Annotated in this window: 20 protein-coding genes and 1 pseudogene; 10 read left to right on the forward strand and 11 right to left on the reverse strand. The window is 69.7% G+C overall.

The features are described 5' to 3' along the window. Positions 1–9: 9 nt before the first annotated feature. The gene (aceA, locus tag ACZ60M_RS20220) at positions 10–1,323 is read right to left on the reverse strand and encodes an isocitrate lyase (protein ID WP_465420229.1); all 1,314 of its coding nucleotides are present in this window, start codon (positions 1,321–1,323) and stop codon (positions 10–12) included. A 130-nt stretch (positions 1,324–1,453) separates the two neighbouring features. Here aceA and ACZ60M_RS20225 point away from each other — a divergent pair, with 130 nt between their 5' ends. Then, the gene (locus ACZ60M_RS20225; protein WP_465420231.1) at positions 1,454–2,989 is read left to right on the forward strand and encodes a helix-turn-helix domain-containing protein; all 1,536 of its coding nucleotides are present in this window, start codon (positions 1,454–1,456) and stop codon (positions 2,987–2,989) included. Positions 2,990–3,024: 35 nt separating this feature from the next. Further along, positions 3,025–3,600, forward strand: a pseudogene (locus tag ACZ60M_RS20230) (metallophosphoesterase family protein); the annotation flags it as partial. Between the two features lie 239 nt (positions 3,601–3,839). On the opposite strand, the gene ACZ60M_RS20235 reads toward ACZ60M_RS20230, so the two are convergent. Further along, entirely contained in the window at positions 3,840–5,090 is a 1,251-nt protein-coding gene (locus ACZ60M_RS20235; RefSeq protein ID WP_465420233.1) for an epoxide hydrolase family protein, read from the reverse strand. A gap of 62 nt (positions 5,091–5,152) precedes the next feature. Here ACZ60M_RS20235 and ACZ60M_RS20240 point away from each other — a divergent pair, with 62 nt between their 5' ends. The 3 genes from ACZ60M_RS20240 to ACZ60M_RS20250 all read left to right on the forward strand — a co-directional run bounded on the left by ACZ60M_RS20240 (position 5,153) and on the right by ACZ60M_RS20250 (position 7,802). After that, complete coding sequence (locus ACZ60M_RS20240) at positions 5,153–6,160, forward strand: helix-turn-helix transcriptional regulator (protein ID WP_465420235.1); 1,008 nt, start codon at positions 5,153–5,155, stop codon at positions 6,158–6,160. Beyond that, a complete protein-coding gene (locus tag ACZ60M_RS20245; protein ID WP_465420237.1) occupies positions 6,157–6,996 on the forward strand; it encodes an alpha/beta hydrolase in 840 nt (279 codons plus the stop codon). The genes ACZ60M_RS20240 and ACZ60M_RS20245 overlap by 4 nt, the downstream gene beginning before the upstream one ends. A 188-nt stretch (positions 6,997–7,184) precedes the next feature. Then, positions 7,185–7,802, forward strand: a complete 618-nt coding sequence (locus ACZ60M_RS20250) for a hypothetical protein (protein ID WP_465420238.1) — start codon at positions 7,185–7,187, stop codon at positions 7,800–7,802. A gap of 48 nt (positions 7,803–7,850) precedes the next feature. Here the strand turns inward: ACZ60M_RS20250 and ACZ60M_RS20255 are convergent, their stop codons facing one another. The 5 genes from ACZ60M_RS20255 to ACZ60M_RS20275 form a co-directional block, all read right to left on the reverse strand. Next, positions 7,851–8,639, reverse strand: coding sequence for a thioesterase family protein (locus tag ACZ60M_RS20255; protein ID WP_465420240.1), 789 nt, complete (start codon positions 8,637–8,639; stop codon positions 7,851–7,853). Then, on the reverse strand, positions 8,636–9,223 hold the full coding sequence (locus ACZ60M_RS20260; RefSeq protein WP_465420242.1) for a TetR/AcrR family transcriptional regulator: 588 nt from the start codon (positions 9,221–9,223) through the stop codon (positions 8,636–8,638). The genes ACZ60M_RS20255 and ACZ60M_RS20260 overlap by 4 nt, the downstream gene beginning before the upstream one ends. A 207-nt stretch (positions 9,224–9,430) precedes the next feature. Further along, positions 9,431–9,913: a DUF6632 domain-containing protein gene (locus ACZ60M_RS20265; protein ID WP_465420244.1), complete on the reverse strand. Its 483-nt coding sequence runs from the start codon at positions 9,911–9,913 to the stop codon at positions 9,431–9,433. Between the two features lie 51 nt (positions 9,914–9,964). Further along, positions 9,965–10,975, reverse strand: a complete 1,011-nt coding sequence (locus ACZ60M_RS20270; protein ID WP_465420246.1) for a sigma-70 family RNA polymerase sigma factor — start codon at positions 10,973–10,975, stop codon at positions 9,965–9,967. Positions 10,976–11,103: 128 nt separating this feature from the next. Next, entirely contained in the window at positions 11,104–11,805 is a 702-nt protein-coding gene (locus tag ACZ60M_RS20275; protein WP_465420248.1) for an SDR family oxidoreductase, read from the reverse strand. Between the two features lie 70 nt (positions 11,806–11,875). Between ACZ60M_RS20275 and ACZ60M_RS20280 the strand changes: the two genes are divergently transcribed. Then, positions 11,876–12,283: a MerR family transcriptional regulator gene (locus ACZ60M_RS20280; protein WP_465420249.1), complete on the forward strand. Its 408-nt coding sequence runs from the start codon at positions 11,876–11,878 to the stop codon at positions 12,281–12,283. A 3-nt stretch (positions 12,284–12,286) separates the two neighbouring features. Here ACZ60M_RS20280 and ACZ60M_RS20285 read toward each other — a convergent pair whose 3' ends face one another. Further along, positions 12,287–12,529: a DUF397 domain-containing protein gene (locus ACZ60M_RS20285; protein ID WP_465420251.1), complete on the reverse strand. Its 243-nt coding sequence runs from the start codon at positions 12,527–12,529 to the stop codon at positions 12,287–12,289. Continuing rightward, a complete protein-coding gene (locus ACZ60M_RS20290; RefSeq protein ID WP_465420253.1) occupies positions 12,495–13,322 on the reverse strand; it encodes a Scr1 family TA system antitoxin-like transcriptional regulator in 828 nt (275 codons plus the stop codon). Before ACZ60M_RS20290 ends, ACZ60M_RS20285 begins: the two co-directional genes overlap by 35 nt. 240 nt (positions 13,323–13,562) lie before the next feature. Between ACZ60M_RS20290 and ACZ60M_RS20295 the strand changes: the two genes are divergently transcribed. The 3 genes from ACZ60M_RS20295 to ACZ60M_RS20305 all read left to right on the forward strand — a co-directional run bounded on the left by ACZ60M_RS20295 (position 13,563) and on the right by ACZ60M_RS20305 (position 15,363). After that, complete coding sequence (locus tag ACZ60M_RS20295; RefSeq protein ID WP_465420255.1) at positions 13,563–13,889, forward strand: hypothetical protein; 327 nt, start codon at positions 13,563–13,565, stop codon at positions 13,887–13,889. Then, on the forward strand, positions 13,882–14,208 hold the full coding sequence (locus tag ACZ60M_RS20300; RefSeq protein WP_465420257.1) for a hypothetical protein: 327 nt from the start codon (positions 13,882–13,884) through the stop codon (positions 14,206–14,208). Before ACZ60M_RS20295 ends, ACZ60M_RS20300 begins: the two co-directional genes overlap by 8 nt. A 150-nt stretch (positions 14,209–14,358) precedes the next feature. Beyond that, positions 14,359–15,363, forward strand: coding sequence for an NAD-dependent epimerase/dehydratase family protein (locus ACZ60M_RS20305; protein ID WP_465420259.1), 1,005 nt, complete (start codon positions 14,359–14,361; stop codon positions 15,361–15,363). Here the strand turns inward: ACZ60M_RS20305 and ACZ60M_RS20310 are convergent. Further along, entirely contained in the window at positions 15,347–16,084 is a 738-nt protein-coding gene (locus tag ACZ60M_RS20310) for a hypothetical protein (protein WP_465420261.1), read from the reverse strand. The genes ACZ60M_RS20305 and ACZ60M_RS20310 overlap by 17 nt on opposite strands. Before the next feature lie 228 nt (positions 16,085–16,312). Between ACZ60M_RS20310 and ACZ60M_RS20315 the strand changes: the two genes are divergently transcribed. Beyond that, complete coding sequence (locus ACZ60M_RS20315) at positions 16,313–17,278, forward strand: helix-turn-helix transcriptional regulator (protein ID WP_465420263.1); 966 nt, start codon at positions 16,313–16,315, stop codon at positions 17,276–17,278. On the opposite strand, the gene ACZ60M_RS20320 is transcribed toward ACZ60M_RS20315, so the two are convergent. Beyond that, positions 17,235–18,467, reverse strand: coding sequence for an MFS transporter (locus ACZ60M_RS20320; RefSeq protein WP_465420265.1), 1,233 nt, complete (start codon positions 18,465–18,467; stop codon positions 17,235–17,237). The two genes, ACZ60M_RS20315 and ACZ60M_RS20320, sit on opposite strands and share 44 nt — an antisense overlap. Between the last annotated feature and the right edge of the window lie 176 nt (positions 18,468–18,643).

The following is an 18,643-nucleotide window of genomic DNA, read 5'->3' on the forward strand; positions in this document are numbered from 1 at the left end:
GCAGGGCAGCTAATGGAATTGTCCCGCTTCGGTGGAGCCCGCGAGCGCGAGCGTCTCACTTTGCGGGTTGAGGGCGGCGGTGACGCGGTCGAAGTAGCCGGTGCCGACCTCCCGCTGGTGCTTGGTGGCGGTGTACCCGCGCTCCTCGGAGTCGAACTCGCGTTCCTGGAGTTCCACGTAGGCGGTCATGCCGTCGCGGGCGTAGCCGTGGGCGAGGTCGAACATGGAGTGGTTGAGCGCGTGGAAGCCCGCCAGGGTGATGAACTGGAAGGTGAAGCCCATGGAGCCGAGTTCGCGCTGGAACTTGGCGATCGTGTCGTCGTCCAGGTGGCGCTTCCAGTTGAAGGACGGCGAGCAATTGTAGGCGAGCATCTGGTCGGGGTGCTCGGCCTTGACGGCTTCGGCGAACGTGCGGGCGGCTTCGAGGTCGGGCGTGCCGGTCTCCATCCACAGGAGGTCCGCGTAGGGCGCGTAGGCGATGGCGCGGGCGATGCACGGTTCGATGCCGTTCTGCACCCGGTAATAGCCTTCGGCGGTGCGGTCGCCGGTGAGGAACCGGTGGTCGCGTTCGTCCACGTCGGAGGTCAGCAGTGTGGCGGCCTCGGCGTCGGTGCGGGCGATGATGAGCGTGGGGGTGTTCTCCACGTCAGCGGCGAGCCTGGCCGCATTCAGTGTCCGCAGGTGCTGGGAGGTCGGAATCAGGACCTTGCCGCCGAGGTGGCCGCACTTCTTCTCGGAGGCGAGCTGGTCCTCCCAGTGCACGGCCGCGGCGCCGGCGCCGATCATGGCCTTCATGAGCTCGAAGGCGTTGAGCGGGCCGCCGAACCCGGCTTCGGCGTCGGCGACGATGGGCACGAGCCAGTCTTCGACGGACCGGATGCCCTCGGAGGCCTCGATCTGGTCGGCGCGCATCAGGGCGTTGTTGATGCGGCGCACGACCTGCGGGACCGAGTTCGCGGGGTAGAGCGACTGGTCCGGGTAGGTCTGGGCGGCGAGGTTGGCGTCGGCGGCGACCTGCCAGCCGGAGAGGTAGATGGCGTGGAGGCCGGCCTTGACCTGTTCGACGGCCTGGCCGCCGGTCATCGCGCCGAGCGCGTGGGTGTACCCGCCGGTGGCGGCGTCCTCGGTGAGCCGGGACCAGAGGCGCTCGGCGCCGCGGCGGGCGAGGGTGTGCTCTTCGGTGACGCGGCCGCGCAGGCGGACCACGTCGGCGGGGGTGTAGTCGCGCACCGTGCGCGCCCAGCGCGGATCGGAGGCCCATTCGAGGGCCAGCCGTTCGGCGGCGAGGCTCGTGTCGTTCGCTTCGCGGTTGGTGTCGTTCATCGTCGGCTCCGAGTCTTCGGGGCCGCAGGCGCGGCCGTTACTTGCAGGTAACAACAATCTTTCATTTGCCGCCACGCCTGAGTAGCCGTTCCGGGTGGAAAGATCGGCAGTTCTTCGCAATACTGGGGAAATGACGAACCTGCCTGGACGCAGCGCCGCGCCCGAGCCCGCCGCCGAAACCGCCGCGCACCGCCCCTGGGGCGCCGCCGAGGCCGCTGAGCTGGCCGCCGACGACATCACCGTGGACCTCATCAGCCTCGGCAAGCAGATCAGGCACTTGCGCAAGCAGCGCGAAATGAGCCTCGACGACCTCGGCGCGGCCGTCGGCTCGGCCGCTTCGCAGCTCTCGCTCATCGAGAACGGCAAGAAAGAACCGAAGCTCTCGATGCTGCGGGCCCTGGCCCGCGCGCTCGGGGTCTCCTCGGACGAACTGCTCGGCGCCGAGCCGCCCAACCGCCGCGTCGCCCTGGAGATCGCGCTCGAACGCGCCCAGCGCAGCGCCCAGTACCAGGCGCTCGGCCTCCCGAACGTCAAGCCCTCGGGGCGCACGCCCACCGAGATCCTCGAAGCGCTCGTCGGCCTCCACCGGGAGGTCGAACGCCAGGTCAACCTGCACACCGCGACCCCGGAGGAGGCCCGGCGGGCCAACACCGAGCTGCGGCGGCGGATGCGGGACAAGGACAACTACTTCGGCGACATCGAGGCCGAGGCCCGCACGCTCCTCAACGGCGTCGACTATTCGGGCGGCCCGCTCTCGCAGCACCAGATCGCCGACCTCGCCGCCTACCTGCGGTTCACGCTCCACCACGTGGACGACCTGCCGCACTCGACCCGCTCGGTCACCGACCTCAAGCACCGCCGGATCTACCTGACGCAGGTCGGCACCGGCTCCCACGACCCGCGCACGGTGCTGCTCCAGGCCCTCGCGAGCCACGTCTTGCAGCACGACGTGCCGCGCACGTACCTGGAGTTCCTGGGCCAGCGCGTCGCGACGAACTACCTGGCTGCCGCGCTGCTCATCCCGGAGTCAAGCGCGGTCGCGTTCCTACGCCAGAAGATGACGGGCAAGGAGATGGCCGTCGAGGACCTGAGGGACAACTTCGCCGTCTCCTACGAGGCGGCGGCGCACCGCTTCACGAACTTGGCAACGCACCACCTGGGCATTCGCACCCATTTCCAGAAGGTTCACAAGTCCGGGATCATCTTCAAGGCCTACGAGAACGACGACGTGGCGTTCCCGGCGGACCCGACCGGCGCGATCGAGGGCCAGCCGATCTGCCGCTACTGGACGAGCCGCCAGGTCTTCGACGTGCCGGACAAGTTCAACGCCTTCAACCAGTACACGGACACGGCGACGGGCACCTACTGGTGCACCGCCCGCACCGAGCGCAGCGCCGACGGGCTGTTCTCGCTCAGCATCGGCGTGCCGTACGAGTCCGCGAAGTGGTTCCGCGGCAAGGAGACCAAGGCCCGCTCGGTGTCGAAGTGCCCGGACCCGGACTGCTGCCGCAACCCCCCGCGCGCCCTCGCCGACGCCTGGGCCGGCCAGGTCTGGCCCACCGCCCGCGCCGCCAGCTCCCAACTCGCCGCCATGCCCCTCGGCTCTTTCCCCGGCGTCGACGAGACCGAGGTGTACCAGTTCCTGGAACGCCACTCGAAGCGTTAGGAAAAGGGTTTCCTGCCGATGGCAGACTGGGCTGCATGGCTCCCTCCCCGGATCGCATCGCCCTGGTCTCCGACATCCACGGCAATCTCACCGCGCTCGAAGCGGTCCTCGCCGACATCGACGCCCGCGGTATCACGCGGATCTTCAACCTCGGCGACACGATCGGCAAGGGCCCGCGCGGCGCCGAGTGCGTGGACCTCTCCCGCGAGCGCTGCGAGGTCCACGTCCAGGGCAACTGGGAGGCCATGATGTGCGCCCCCGACCGCGTGCCCGAGGGCGACCCGTTCGACTGGTGGCACGACCAGCTCGGCGAGGGCCGCCGCAAATGGCTCTGGGACCTCCCCTTCAGCCACGACTTCCGCATGAGCGGCAAGAACATCCGCATCTTCCACGCCTCCGCGAAAGGCATCTTCCACCGTGTGCACTGCGACCACGACGAGGCCGAGTTCCTCGGCATGTTCGCCAACACCGAGGCCACAGGGGACGGACCCGTGCCCGACGTCGTCGCCTACGGCGATATCCACGACCCGTACCTGGAGAACGACCTCGGCCGCACCCTCCTCAACGTCGGCAGCGTCGGCAACTGCCTCGGCGACCCGGTGCCCTCCTACGTGATCCTCGAAGGCGCCTACGGCGCAACGGAACCGGCCCCGTTCTCGGTCCAGTTCGTGCGCGTCCCCTACGACGTCGACGCCGAGCTGGCCGTCACCCATGCACTCGCGATGCCCTCGGCCGAGTACTGGGAGGGCGAGCTCCGCACCGGCCTGTACCGGGCCGCCCAGAAGGCGGGCCTCACGGCGGTCTACCACCGGCACCGCAACTGCGCCTTACCCGTGGCGCCTGACCGCGCTCACTTCAGGTCGGCGAAGAACGCCCGCACGTCTGCCGTGAAGGCCTCCGGCTGCTCGGCCGCGAAGAAGTGGCCGCCCCGCTCGGTCTCGGTCCAGCGCACCACATTGTGGTCGCGCTCGGCCCAAGGCCGCACCGTCACGTCGTGCCCCGACACCAGCACCCCGGTCGGCACGGTGCCGCGCACCGGCGCCCAACCGCCGCCCGCCTCGGAACCGCCCCAGTCCCCAGCGGCCTCGGTGTCCGATTCGCCTGCGCCCCAGGCCGCACCGGCATCAGCGCCCTCATCCTCGGCCCACTCCTGGCTCCAGGTCGCGCCGCTCACGAACTCGTAGTAGAACTGCGCGGCCGAACCGGCCGTCCCCGTGAACCAGTACAGGCTCACGAACGCGAGCAGCCGGTCCCGCTCGAACGCCGCCTCGCCTTCCGGCGCGTCCGTCCAGTCGACGAACTTCTCGGCCATCCACGCCAGCTGCCCCACCGGCGAGTCGTTCAGCGCGAACGCGAGCGTCTGCGGGCTCTTCCCCTGGATCTGCAGGTACCCGTCGTTGAACGCCTGCATCGTCTTCCACCGCAGCCGGTCGGCCTCGCCCAGCCCGTCCATCTCCCCCTCGGCGCCCACAGGGAAGGTCAGCATCGCGTTGACGTGCACGCCGATCACCCGCTCGGGCTCGAGCTTGCCCATCTCAGGCGCGACCCAGCCGCCGATGTCGCCGCCCTGCACCCCGTACCGCTCGTAGCCGAGCCCGTTCATCAACGCGCCGAACGCCTTCGCGATGCGCTCGGTGTTCCAGCCCGGCCCGCTCAGCGGGGTCGAGAACCCGAAGCCCGGCACGGACGGGATGACCAGGTGGAAGGCCCGGGCCGGGTCCCCGCCGTGCGAGCGCGGGTCGCTCAGCGGCCCGATGACGTCGAGGAAGTCGGCGAAGGTGCTGGGCCAGCCGTGGACGAGCAGCAGCGGCACCGCGTCGGCTTCAGGGGACCGCACGTGGAGGAAGTGGATGGTCTGGCCGTCGATCTCGGTGGTGTACTGCGGGTGCTCGTTCAAGAGCGCTTCCTGTGCGCGCCAGTCGAACCCGTCGCGCCAGCGCTCGGCGAGCCCGCGCAGGTAGTCGCCCGGGACGCCGCGCGTCCAGCCCGCACCGGGGACTTCGGAGGCCCAGCGGGTCCGGGCGAGCCGCTCGGTCAGGTCGTCGATCGCGGCCTGCGGGATGTCGATGCGGAAGGGGCTGATTTCGATGTCGTGTTCCATGTCCGCAACGTTAGGAGCCGTATAGGTCAACTACTGTCCTATACGGCTGCGAGAATCAAAACATGTTGGAGACCTCCGCGCGGCTGCTGCGCCTGCTGTCCTTCCTCCAGACCCCGCGCGAGTGGAGCGGCACCGAACTCGCCGAGCGCCTGGAGGTCAGCCCGCGCACGATCCGGCGCGACGTCGACCGGCTCCGCGAGCTCGGCTACCCGGTCGCCGCGACCCGGGGCGGCGCGGGCGGGTACCGGCTCGGCGCGGGCGCGAAGCTGCCGCCGCTGCTCCTGGACGACGAGGAGGCCGTCGCGATCGCCGTCTCGTTGCGCAGCGCCGCATCGGGAACGGTCACCGGCCTCCAGGACACGGCCCGCCGGGCGCTGTCCAAACTGGAGCAGGTGCTGCCGCCGCGCCTGCGCGGCCCGGTGCGCGCGATCGAGGCCGCCACCGTCACTTTCCTCGACCGCGAGGGCCCGACCGTCGCCCCCGAGACCCTCGCCGCCCTCGCGACCGCCTGCCGCGACCGCCAGTCCCTGCGCTTCGACTACACCGCGCACGACGGCTCCCGCTCCTACCGGCGCACCGAGCCGCTGCGCATCGTCTCCTGGGACGAGCGCTGGTATCTCGTCGCCTTCGACCTCGACCGCGCCGACTGGCGGACCTTCCGCGTCGACCGGATCGAGCCCCGCGAACCCACGGGCCCGGGTTTCCCCGCCCGCGAGGAACCGGACGGCGACCTGACCGCGTTCTTGACCCGTCAGTTCGGGGCGCTCTGGCCGGTGCGGGCGGTGTTCCGCGTCCACGCCCCGGCCGCGCAGGTCGCCCCCGGAATCTCCCCTGTGGACGGCATGGTCGAGGCCCTGGACGCCGACACGTGCCGTCTCACCCTCGGCGGCTCGGACCCGCTCGTGATCGCCGGGTTCCTCGGCATGCACGGCGTCGACTTCGAACTGCTCGAAGGGGACGAAGTGGCCGGAGCGCTCCGGGACCTGCGCGACCGCTGCGCCAACGCCCTGGTCAACCGCCCGATCGGGGACCCGGGCACTCCCGGCGGCGGTGCGATAATCACCGGATGACACCGACGTTCGTCCTCATCCACGGCTCCAACGCCAACTCCTTCACGTGGGCCCCGCTCCAGCGCGAACTCGCCCTCCTGGGCCACCGCTCCCTCGCGGTCGACCTGCCGGGCCACGGATTCGAGGCGGGCGTCCCGTCCGCGTTCCAGACCCAGGACGCGGCGGAACTGGCCGAGGCGCCGTCGAACCTCGCGGGCGTCGGACTCCAGGCGAACATCGACCACATGGTCGCGATCCTCAAGCGCGCCAAGGAGCACGGACCGGTCATCGCCGTCGCCCACAGCCGCGGCGGCGTCACCCTCACCGCCGTCGCGAACCGCCACCCCGAGCTGCTCGACCGGCTCGTGTACGCCTCGGCCTGGTGCTGCGTCGAGCACACCCCGGGCCAGTACATGAAGCTCCCCGAGGCCGCGGGCTGCGTCCTCGACCGCCTCGCGGGCGTCGCCGCCGGGAACCCGGCCCGGCTCGGCGCGGTCCGCATGAACTGGCGCACCGCCGACCCGGTCCTCCTTGCGGCCCTGAAGGAGTCGATGCTCGCCGACGGCACCGACGACGAGTTCCGCGTGTTCCTCAGCACCCTCACCCCCGACGAGAGCCTGGACGCGGGCGGCCCCGACGACCTCGCGGACCCCGAGACCTGGGGGCGCCTCCCCCGCAGCTACATCCGGGTCACCCGCGACACGTCAATCCCCATCGAGCTGCAGGACCGCTTCATCAAGGAGGCCGACGCGCTCATCCCGGACAACACCTTCGACGTGCACACCCTCGACACGAGCCACGTCGGCTTCCTCGTCCGCCCCGAACGCGCCGCCGCGATCCTCGCCGGGATGGCCTGACACGGCCTGAGACGGCCCGTGGCACACCGCGTGCCAACTTCGGACCGGTCCGGCGGAGCAAAGGCCGCCGAACCGGTCTCGAATCCCAATAGGACACTGCAGCACCTGCTCAGCGCCGCGCTCGTACCCCGCCGAGCCGGAATGCGATCCCATACTGAGGCGGTACCGACCCTTCTCAAGGAGTGCCCATGCGCCTCACTGTCCAACGGTTCCTCCTCGCGATCGCGCTCGCCGTCTCCGCGATCCTCTTCATCCCCGCCCCCGCCCAGGCCGATGAGCCCCATATGGTCATCTGCTTCTGGACGGTCAACGAAGACGGCACCTGGGAACGCGTCTGCTACACCATCGAAGTGCCCGTCGCCGGTCCCCGCAAGTGGTGGCCGCCGGAGTGCTGGGTGTGCGCGCCCTCGTGGAACTTCGGGGACGACATCGTCAACCCGGCTGAGTTCCACGACCACCTCGGCAAGGGCCTGGCCCTGCTTTCCCAGTCAGCCCTCGAGAAAGACGAGAAGCTCGCCGCCCAGCTCCGCGAGGAAGCGGTGCGCGAGTTCTACACCGCCGCTGAAGTCCTCAAGGGATCGCAAGCGCCGTTCAAGGAGTTCGCCTGGATCGAGCCGGAAAGCGGCAAGGTCTACGCCGAGCCGCAGCCGCATCCGTGGCTGACAGCCGTAGGCACCGACCTCGAAGCCGGGGTCAAGCTGATGCAGGAAGCGGTGAACGACCCCTCGCCGCAACCGTGGATCGACGCCGCCATGAAGTCCTTCGACCAGGCGAACACGACCCTCACCGAAATCGCCGCCACCTAACGGCCCCCGCCAACCCGGCCGGGAGCCTCTCGGCTCCCGGCCGCCACCTCAGCGCCTCGGCCGGATCGTCAAGGCCTGGTTCGCATAGCCCACATGCCCGGTCTCGTCATGCAGCACGCTGCTCGTCACCCCGTGCCCCGCCGGGCCGAACACCACGGTCGTGTCGAGCCCGAGCCACTCACCGACCGGCTGCCGCAGCAGATGGATCGTCAAGTCCACGTTCGGGAACAGCCACTCATCGATGCTCTGCCGCACGCACAGCCCGTTCGCCGTGTCCACCAACCCGACCAGCCGCGCCAGGTCGCTCACCGGCTCGCCCCCGACCAGGTCCACACGCGACCTGATCCACGCCGCCGCCCGGCCCGGCTTCACCGCGCCGACCGAGCGCAGCTCCACCGAACCGATGTACCCGCCCGGCCAGACCTCCGCGAGGTCCAGCTCCTCCGACTCCGCCAGGCCCGGCAGCGGCTCGACCTCGCCGCCCGCCACGGCCGCCGTTTCCAGCGAGACCGACCGCCAGACCCGCGCGGCCACCGCGGCCCGGCCCGCCGAAGTCACGACGACCTCCAGCAGCTCGATCGTCCGCCCCGGCCGCGCCACCGACACCGCGACCTCGAACGGCTCGATCCCGAGCACGCCGAGAATGTCCACACTGACGCGGCTGATCGCCATCCCGTCCGGCCCGCGCTCCGCGCAGAACCGTTCCACCGCATGCACGATCAGGCCGTTCATCGGGCTGATGTGCTGCTCGCTCGTCGTCCACGCGCCGCCGGTCCACTCGGTCGGCCGGAACCGCCCCGCATCGATCCTCACGAAATACGCCGATTCCACGGTCATACCAGCACCCTTCCCATCACCGACTCGACCGCGCCCCGCACCGCCGCCTCGCTCGGGGCCTCCCCGGTCCGGTCGGCGAACAGCAGATGCGCGGTCCCCACGAGCATCGGCGCCAGCCACTCCGGCTCGGCGTCGGGGTCCACGCGCCCCAGTTCCCGTTCCGCCGCAAGGTAATCGCTGATCATCACGACCGCGTCGGTCAGCACCGGAACCCCCGCGGGCCAGGTCTCGCGCAGCCGCGCCCGCAGCCCGTCCCGGAACGTCACGAGCGCCACGATCCCCACCGCGACCGACCCGAAAACGGCGGTCAGTGCCTCAGCCAGGTTCCCGGTGACGGTGCCGGTCCCCGCCGCCTCGCGCAGCGCCGCGGCGCGCTCGTCCATCCGGTGCACGCGGTCGAGCACGAACTCGGCGAGGAAGTCGTCGAAGTCCGCGAAGTGGCGGTGCAGCACGCCCTTCGCGGTCCCGGCCTCGTCCGTGACGGCCCGACTGGTCAGCGCACTCGGACCGCCTTGCTGCAGCAGCCGGTCGGCGGCGTCGAAGAGCCGCTGCCGCGCATCGCCGATGGGCACCCCTGTGGGCATGGCCGTTCTCCTTGCAGCGCCGAAAGGTTGATTAGTGGGCAATCGCCCATTTATAGTGGGCGCATGGTCACTATACCGCCGCAGGACCGCGAGACACCAGCTTCCGACCCCACCGCCGCCGGGGCGAAGCCGCCGGCGATCGACGCGCTCGGCGGTAGGTTCACGATGGACTACTCCACAATGGTCGTCAAGGCGACCAGGGCAGCGTTAGTTGACCGGCTTCCTCTGGGGCTTCGGCCGCAGCAGGTGAATGCCGATGGCCAGCACCAGGATGAACGGAATGTCGGTCAGGAACTTGCTCCAGTACCGGTCGAGGTCGCCTAGCGCCTGGACTGCCATAAGCAGGCCGTGCACCAGGTTCGCCCACACCGTGAAGGTCAGGAACGAGGCGTATGCGACGGGGCGGCGCGCGGCCAGGAAGAAGAACACCGCCCACACGATGTAGATGGCGAACAGCATCGGCGGCACGTGCGCCGCGTGCCCGTGCCCGGCCTGCACGTCGTTCCAGATCAGCCAGTTCAGGGCGCCGCCGTCCTCGGCCAGCAGGGGCGATTCGACGGTGAAGCCCAGGAACAGCGGCACGAAGATGATCAGCGACAGCACGCCGTACACGCGCAGGAAGATCGAAAGGCCGCGATACCGGGTGGGCGGGGTCAGCGAGGTCGGAGCGGACAGGTCCGGGAGGGTCATGGTCGGGTTCCTTCGTCTGGATGGGGCGGCCGCCGCGCGGCGGCCGCCGGTTCAGACGTATAGATCCGGGCGGGCGGCGGGATTCATCGCCAGCGGCAGACCGAATTCCGCGACGAACCCGGCATCCATGAACACATTGATGCGACTGATCCCCGCCGCCCCGATCTCCAGGACGTGCACGCCGTGCGCGTGGTGCCGGCCGTCGTCCTCCAGCAGGTAGCTCGCAAAGGCCTTCTGCCCGTTGGCCTCGACTGGAATCAGACGGACGCGGCCGGGCGCAGTGAGCACCTTCGCAGCGAAGAACCCGGCCACCGCCGACCGACCCGCGAACCAGGTCGCCAGCGGCGGCATCTCCAGAGCGACGTCCTCCCGCAGCACCGCCGCCAGCGCGGCCGCGTCGGCGCTGTGGAACGCCGCGACGTACCGGTCCAGACGCGCCCGCACCGCCGGGTCCCCCGGTTCGGTCAGTTCGTCGGCAATGCCGGTGGCCTGCGACAGGCGGACCCTGGCGCGCTGCAGGAGGCTGTTGACCGCCGCGCGGCTGGTCTCGAGCACTTCAGCGACCTCGGCCGCTGGCAGCCCGAGCACGTCGCGCAGCAGCAGCACCGCGCGCTGCGAGGCGGGCAGCCACTGCAATGCGGCCACGAACGCCAGCCTGACGTGCGCCCTGGCGGCGGCCAGCTCCGCCGGATCGCCCGACGCGCGCGGCGCCGCGCCCGGGAACGGTTGCAGCCAACGCACTTCGGGCCTGCGCTCCAGCACCGAATCCGGGTCGGTCTCGGACGCGCCGAGGCCCGACGGGAGGACCCGCCGGGCTCCGCGCTCGATCGCCCGCAGGCATACGTTCGTGGCGATCCTGTAGAGCCACACCCGCAACGACGAGCGCCCTTCGAACCGGTCGTAGGACCGCCAGGCCCGCAGGTAGGTTTCCTGCACCAGGTCCTCGGCCTCATGGAACGACCCGAGCATCCGGTAGCAGTGCGCCAGCAGCTCCCGCCGGAACGGCTCGAACAGGCCCGCGAACTCCTCACCGGCGGTCACCGGCTCCACGACGATCGACATCCCAGCCTCCTCAGCGCGCGCACTTCAACACCGGTACAGACCCGGAATGCAGTCGAGAATCATCGGCGCCAGGCAGTGCGCCCGCTCACGCTGCGGTCATGGCGGCGGCCCGCGACCCGTTGTCAGCCTTAGGTGAGCTCGGTGTAGATCGCGCTCGGGTCGGCGGCGAGCAGCGGTTTGAAGTCGACGGTCACCCGATCCGCGAGGACCTCCATAACGCCGGACTCGATCCCGTCGAGGCCCGCGCGGACGATGTCGGCCGGGTCGCTCTTCGGGATGTCGAACCCGGCGATCATGTCGGTGTCGACCGAGCTGACATGCAGACCGGTCACCTGCGTCCCCTGCGCGGCGAGTTCGAGCCGGACGCCGTTCGTGAGGCTCCACGACGCGGCTTTCGATGCGGCGTAAGCGTGCCCGCGTCCAGGGGCGCGCCACGACAGGATCGAGAGGATGTTCAGGATCGCGCCGCCGCCGTTGGCCAAGAGGACGGGTGCGAAGGCGCGCACCATGTTCAGGGTCCCGAAGAAGTTGGTCTCGAACTCGTGGCGGATCGCTGAATCGTTGCCGGTGACCAGGTTCTCGAAGGTGGCGACGCCCGCGTTGTTGATCAGGATTGTGAGGTCGGAGGCAACGGACGCGGCGGCCGCGACTGAGGCCGGGTCGGTGATGTCGAGCTGGAGGGGTTCGACGCCTGGGATGTCGATGGATTCGGGGTTGCGGGCGGCGGCGTAGACCTTGGCAGCGCCGCGCTCGAGGGCCTGCTGGGCGAAGTGGCGGCCCATGCCGCGGTTGGCGCCTGTGACGAGGACGATTGCGTTGGTGAGCTTCATGCGACCTACGCTAAAACCTGACGTTGACGTCAGAGGCAAACAGTTGTGGCTGAGGACACAGGGAGTGCGGATGAGGATCGGGGATCTCGCTAAGGCGACGGGAGCCAGCGTCCGGGCGCTGCGGTACTACGAGGAGCAAGGCCTGCTGGAGGCGGAGCGCAGCCCGAGCGGCCAGCGCGTGTACACGGATCACTCGGTCGAGCGGGTGCGGTGGATCAGGTACCTGTTGGCGGCGGGCCTGCCGAGCCGGACGATCCTGCGCCTGCGGCCCTGCGACAGCCACGACGACATCACCGAGGAGCAGCGGGCGCTCGTGGCCGCCGAACGGGCGAGGCTCGACGAGCAGATCCGGAACCTGACCGAGGCCCGGGAGCGCATGGACGCCATGATGCGATTCGACCCTGGCGAGGTCAGCAGCGGCCTCCAGGATCGACAAACGGGCCGAGAGCCCACGGCTCACGGCCCGGTGAGTCAGTGAGGCTTAGGACGCGACGGCAGTCAGAAAGCCGCGCCAGTCGGCGGAGGAGGCGGAGAGGATCGGAGAACCCTCGCCAAGCTTCGAGTCGCGGACCTGGACCACGAGGTCGGCCTGCCGAGCTTCGACGCACTGATCGTTGGGGCCACCGGCGCTACGGCTCGACTTACGCCACTCCCGAGCCTCCACGCACTGCCCCTGGTCGTTGTTACCGCTACGGCTCGACTTCCGCCATTCGCTTGTCAGCATCTAGAAACGCTCCTAGCTCTATGCACCGCTGCAGGATGACCTTGAACATCGTACGCAAGTGGGCGATGGAGTCTCGATCCTCCACCCAGGCCCCGCCAGCGTAAGCGTCGAGGAAGGCGACCTCGAAGTCAACCGGGTTATCGAAGCCCATGAGCGTAAAGGTACCCAGGTCGGCCGGGCTCGGGCCCGCAGCGATCGGCAGTACGTAGATCCCGATATCGTGGCGGTCGATCATCCTCCGCAAGTGCTCCACCTGGCCTTCATAGCAAGGTAGATGTTTGATCCGGAGCAGCGCCTGCTCATTGACCACCACCCGCATCGCCGGTGGCTCCTCGACCTCGAAGACCGCTCGCTGTCGGCCGACCTTGTACTCGATGATCCGCTGAATGTCCTCGGGCGATTCGACGAACGGACTCGCATCAAGGTAGGCGCGCATGCATTCGATCGTCTGGAGCAGGCCCGTTACGAGGCCGTCTTCGTAGATGTCCAGACGGCAAGCGGCCGACTCGACGGTTGCGAAGGGCGAGGTCGTCCCGATCTGGCCCGGCTTCCGAAGTTGCTTGTAGCCAGAGGCCGCAGTGTCGTGCGTCTGCACCGCAAGGTCGAACAACTGCTCCGCCACTGCATCCGAGGCGCCGAGCCGCTTCGCGATGCCTTGAACTCGAGGCGGGTCATGTCTGACCGTCTTGCCGGTGAGCATTCGATCGAGCGTGTCTTTGTTTAGCGCAAGAAATCTCGCCCCTTCCCGAGTGGACTCGAAGTCATGCCTTGCGTAAAGCTCGTTCAGGGTCATGCGAATGACCCATGAGTCAAACCTCGGGTTCGATGACATGTCGGCCATGGTGGCATATAGCACTGTGGCTCACAACCCCTGCCCTTGCGCGCTGGCGCATTTCGGTGGCGCACAGTAGCCATCGTTTTGAGACACGCTTCCGCGCCGTCGTTGCCCGGCCGGGACACAGGCTCGCAACAAAGTTCGCTTCCCGCGTTGACCTGGGATTACGTTGGTTTTGTCGATGAGAGGAGAACCGACATGACCGACAAGTACCAATCTCGACAGTCACCTTCCCCGCTCTTGCGGGGGCACTTCAATGACGGCCACACGTCATTCGCGGTCTATGCGACCACCGTCCAAAACCCGGACGCTTTCCATGTGGCCGTGCACAACAACCCGGCGGACATCGTCCTGATCGTCTCCGGCATCGTCACCGGTCACCTCTACGCCACTTGGGGCGAGGGCTGGCGCGCCTTCGCACCCGAATGGAAGCTCTGGCTCAGGGAAGCCGCCTTCCAAGTCTTCTACAACGGCCACATCACCAACGGCCCCAAGGCCGGGAAGGTCCGGTTCTGCAATGGCTGAGACAACCTTCGCCGACCCGTCCGAACCCGGCTCCGAACCCGACCCGCGCGACGAAATCCGCGACGACGGGTGGCTCGGCGACTTCGTCCGCGAACCGGCGGTCTTCTCCGTCTTCCTCGAACTCGGTACCGCCGACCCGCTCGCAGTCTCGGAATACCGCATCACCTGCAACGACGGTGCGGGCCCCCGAGTCATCTGCCGCTTCTTCGACGAACCCGAACCGACACCCGGATGGTTCGGCGCCTGGCGGGGCGACCCCTGGTGCCCCTGGATCATCGAGCGCGCCCGTCGACTCATCCGCAAGCCCGAGAACACCTGAGGGAAAACCGTCATCGCGATACAGCGCTACGCCGGTGGGGCAGCTCACCCCACCGGCGCGCAAGTTTTCAAGCCGTTACGCGGTTCTAGCAATACCGTGGCAACCCACCCGTCAACCACCGGCAGCCACACCCCACCCAGAGGAGCACCGATGAAGGTCATACTCGCAGGATCGACCGGAGCGATCGGCCGCCCATTGCTGAAAGCCCTGCACGACAACGGTCACGAGACCACCGCCATCATCCGCAACCCCGCGAACCGCGGCCTTGTCGAAAGCCTCGGGGCCGTCCCCGTGGTCGCCGACGTCATGGACCGCGACGCACTCCTCAAAGCCCTCGACAGCCAGTCCGCCGACGCCGTCATGCACCAGGCCACCGCCCTCCGCGGCGCGAGTCCCCGGCTCAAGCCCGACGACCCGACGAACGCCTTGCGCACCAAGGGAACCGACAACCTGCTGGAAGCCGCCCAGGCAGTCGGCGCGAGCCGCTTCGTCGTGCAGTCCCTGGTCACCGGCTACGGCTACCGCGATCACGGACTCCGCCCCCTGACCGAGGACGACCCCTTCGGCATCCTCCGCGGCCACTACGCCGACCCGGTCGTCAAAGCGGCAGCCGAGGCCGAGCACCGGGCCTTCTCAGCCCCCGGCATCGAAGGCGTCGCCCTGCGCTACGGCATGTTCTACGGCCCCAACGCCTTCAGCGACCTCTTCGCCGACCTGATGCGCAAGCGCACCCCGGTGGCACCGCGCGGCGGCGGAGGCGTCGCCGCCTTCCTCCACATCGAAGACGCCGCGACAGCCGCCGTCGCGGCGCTCGAACACGGCCGGCCCGGCCACGCCTACAACATCGCCGACGAGAGCCCGAAGACCTGGGGCGAGTTCGCCAGCGCGGTCGCGCAGGCCCACGGCACGCCGCGCCCTGTGACGGCCCCGCGCTGGCTGCTCCGCGCGGTCGGCCCGTATCTCGAAGCGCTCATGGCGCAGACCTCGATGCGCATTGACACTGTCAAGGCCCGGACCGAGCTGGGCTGGAAGCCGCGGTACGCGTCGATCCACGCAGGGCTCGCGGCGCGGTTAGCCGGGCAGCGCAGCGGCCGGACGGTGAACCGTCCGGCCGCTGCGACTCGACTGTCCCTGCCGCTCAGGGGGTCCGGTTGACCGTGATGTCGAAGCGCTCCAGGACGCCGACCTTCACGTACTCGCTCTCGTCGTTGATGTAGTAGAGCGACATGGAGTCCTCGATCTCGTACTTCTGGTTCACAGGCGGGAACTCCTCGGCGCAGCCGCACTTGACCGGTTCGAGCACGAACGGGTCCGACACGAGTGTGACCACCGGTTCGCCGCCGCTCTCGGCGGTGACCGCCTCGAGGCCGGGCAGCGGCTCGGGCAGCTTGTAGACGTCGAAGCCCACGCCGGTCGGGAAGTCGAGCGTGACGGAGAACTGGTGGTCGCCCTCCATGCCCTCGGAGGGCCCACCGGGGCCGATCATGGCATCGACGTGCCCGAAGTGGCCGGGCGAAGAGGCCCGCTTGTGCAGGAACATGTTGTCGGCTTCGGCGATCTCGCCGTCGGGTTGGAGTCCGAGGTCCATGTCGCCTTTGAGTGCGCCGGTGCGGTAGATCGTGTTCTCGTCGGAGAGGCTGATCTGGGCGCCGAGGCCGGTCACTTTGACCTGCTTCCATTCGACCTCAAGCGTGGTCTCCGCAGCGGCCTCTGCGGTGCTGGCGGCGGATTCGACCGGTCCGGTGGGCGCCGCGACTGCGGCGGCGGCCGTCATGAGGACCGCGAGCGGCCCGGCGGTCGCGGCCAGCGCGACGCGGCGCATCCGCGAAGTGGCGGGGCTCGGCCGGTCGGATCGGTCGGTCTCGGTGGGTTCCATGATGCTCCTTGCTGGTGGCCTGGTCCGGCTGGTTCGGTACAGCGCTGCAGCTCTGCGGTGCTGCGGTGCTGGAGCGGCGCCGGGCGAGGTCGCCTGGCGCCGTTCGGCTTCCGCTACGGGACTCTAGGATTCACGCCGCCGATACGCCCGGATTCGGCAGAATCGCCCCGGCGTTCGCGGTCATATGCAACCCGGCTTCGCGGCCCGGCGATCGGGGATACTGGCGTCATGCGCGCCGGTCGTCTCGTCTCGATGCTGCTCCTGCTGCAACAGCGCGGGGGCATGACCGCCGAGGGTCTGGCCAGGGAACTCGGCGTCTCGGTCCGTACCGTGTACCGCGACGCGGAGGCCCTTGGCGCTGCTGGCATCCCGATCTACGGCGAGAGCGGCCATGCCGGGGGCTACCGGCTCCTTGACGGATATCGGACAAAGCTGACGGGCCTGACCGAGGGCGAGGCGGAGGCGCTGGCGCTGTCCGGGGTCCCGGCGGCGGCGACCGACCTCGGGCTGCAGACCGAGCTGGCCGCGCTCGAACTCAAGCTCTCGGCGGCGATGCCGAAGGCCCAGCGGGAGCGGGCCGAAGAGGCGAAGCGGCTGTTCCACCTCGACGTGGTGGGCTGGTTCCGGCGGGCCGAGCCGGTGCCGTTCCTGGCGCTGGTCGCGAACGCCGCGTGGGAGCGGCGGCGGCTGCAGGTGCGGTACTCGCGGTGGGCCGAGCCGAAGGTGGTCGAGCGCGAGCTGTGCCCGCTGGGATTGGTCCTCAAGAGCGGCCAATGGTATCTGGTGGCGACCGTGGGAGACGGCCCGGCGCGGATGTACAAGGTCACGAACCTGCTGGCGGCCAAGAAGACCGATCGCAGCTTCGATCGGCCGGAGGGCTTCGACCTGGCGGCGTGGTGGTCGCGCCAGCTCGAGGACTTCGACGCCCGCCGCTACCGGGGCGAGGCGCTGGTGCGGTTCTCTCCGGAGGCGGTCGCGAAGGCGCCGGACAACCTCGACGCCGACTCGGTCGCGGCCATCGGCGCGGGGACCCTCGATCCGGACGGCTGGACGGTCGCGACCGTCCCGATCGAGACCCACGCCCACGCGGCCGGAGAGCTCCTGCGCCTCGGCGGCCTCGAAGTCCTCGAACCCGAGTCCCTCCGTACCCTCATGCGGAAGCTCGCCCTCGAAGCGGCAGCCCTGCACGCCTGAGCAGGGTTGCCGCCGTCGCCGCGAACGCCACCGCGCTCACCGCTCCGAGCACATAGAACCCGTAGCGGATGTGCGCCGTGTCGGCCACCCAGGCGACCACCACGGTCATCGCCGCCGACAGCCCCAGGCCCACGGCGTTGATCGCGCCGAACATCCGCCCGGCCCGCCGCTCCGGCACCGCAGCGATCAGCAGCGACCGCAACCCGACCCGTGACAGTCCGATGAGGAAAGCGGCAGGCGGGATGCAGATCAGCAGCGCCGCAAGGTGGATCGGGAACACGAACGAGAACAGCGCGCACCCGAAGCCGCCGACGAGCGCCGTCCGCAACTCCCCGAAACGCGCACTCACCTTGGGGTAGAACGCGGCCGCGATACAGAACCCGAGTCCCGCCAGCGCGTCGACGAGCCCGTACACGCCCGCGCCGCGCCCGAAACCCTCGTAGACGAGGACGATCAGGGTGGTGTTGCTGACCATCGTCATGACCTGGCATGCCGCGTAGAGGAACCCGAGCCGCAGCAGCGGCGCGCCGCGCACGCCCTCGGGCTCGTCGGCCGTCTCGGCGGCGGCCGCCTCGCGGGGCGCGCGGCGCAGGGCCCACATGGCCAGCGCCGAGGCGAGGAACGTCGCGCCGTTGAACACGAACAGCGGTGTGGTGCCGACGAAGTGGATGAGGAACCCGCCGATGGAGGCGGCCAGGAGCGTGCCGAGCTGCAGCGCCATCTCGTAGTGGGCGCTGAAGCGGGCCACGCGCGCCGGGTGCACGCGTTCTTTGATGAGCGCGTTGCTCGCGGGCATGAACAGGGCCGCGAGGAGCGAGAGCGCGAACGCGGTCCCGTAGGCGACGAGGCCGGGGTCGCCGCCCGCGAGCATCCACACCGGCAGGACGAGCGCGGCGGCGGCGCTGGCGAGGTCGGCGGCGAGGCAGAGGGTGCGGCGGTCGAAGCGGTCGGCGACGGTGCCGAACCAGAGCGAGAGCAGCGCGGGCGGGATCGAGACGGCGATGAAGAGCCAGCCGACGGCGAGGGCGCTCTGCCCGGTGGTGAAGACGAGGACGGCGGCGGCGACGAGCTGGATGCCGTTGCCGAGGCTGGTGATGAACGTGGCGGGCAGCAGGAGCCGTTCGGCGCGGCCGGGCGGCGGGAGGGCGCGGGCGGTGTCCGGGCGCGGGGCGCGGGCGGTGATCGTCATGGGTGGCAGTGTGCGGGGCGTTCACTGACATCTGGTGTCAGTGAAATTATATGGCGTCGGTCACAGCGACGCGGGCATACGGCGGCGGGGGGGGGGGGGGGGGGGGGGGGGGGGGGGGGGGGGGGGGGGGGGGGGGGGGGGGGGGGGGGGGGGGGGGGGGGGGGGGGGGGGGGGGG

The organism is Glycomyces sp. NPDC050141 (assembly GCF_055586545.1).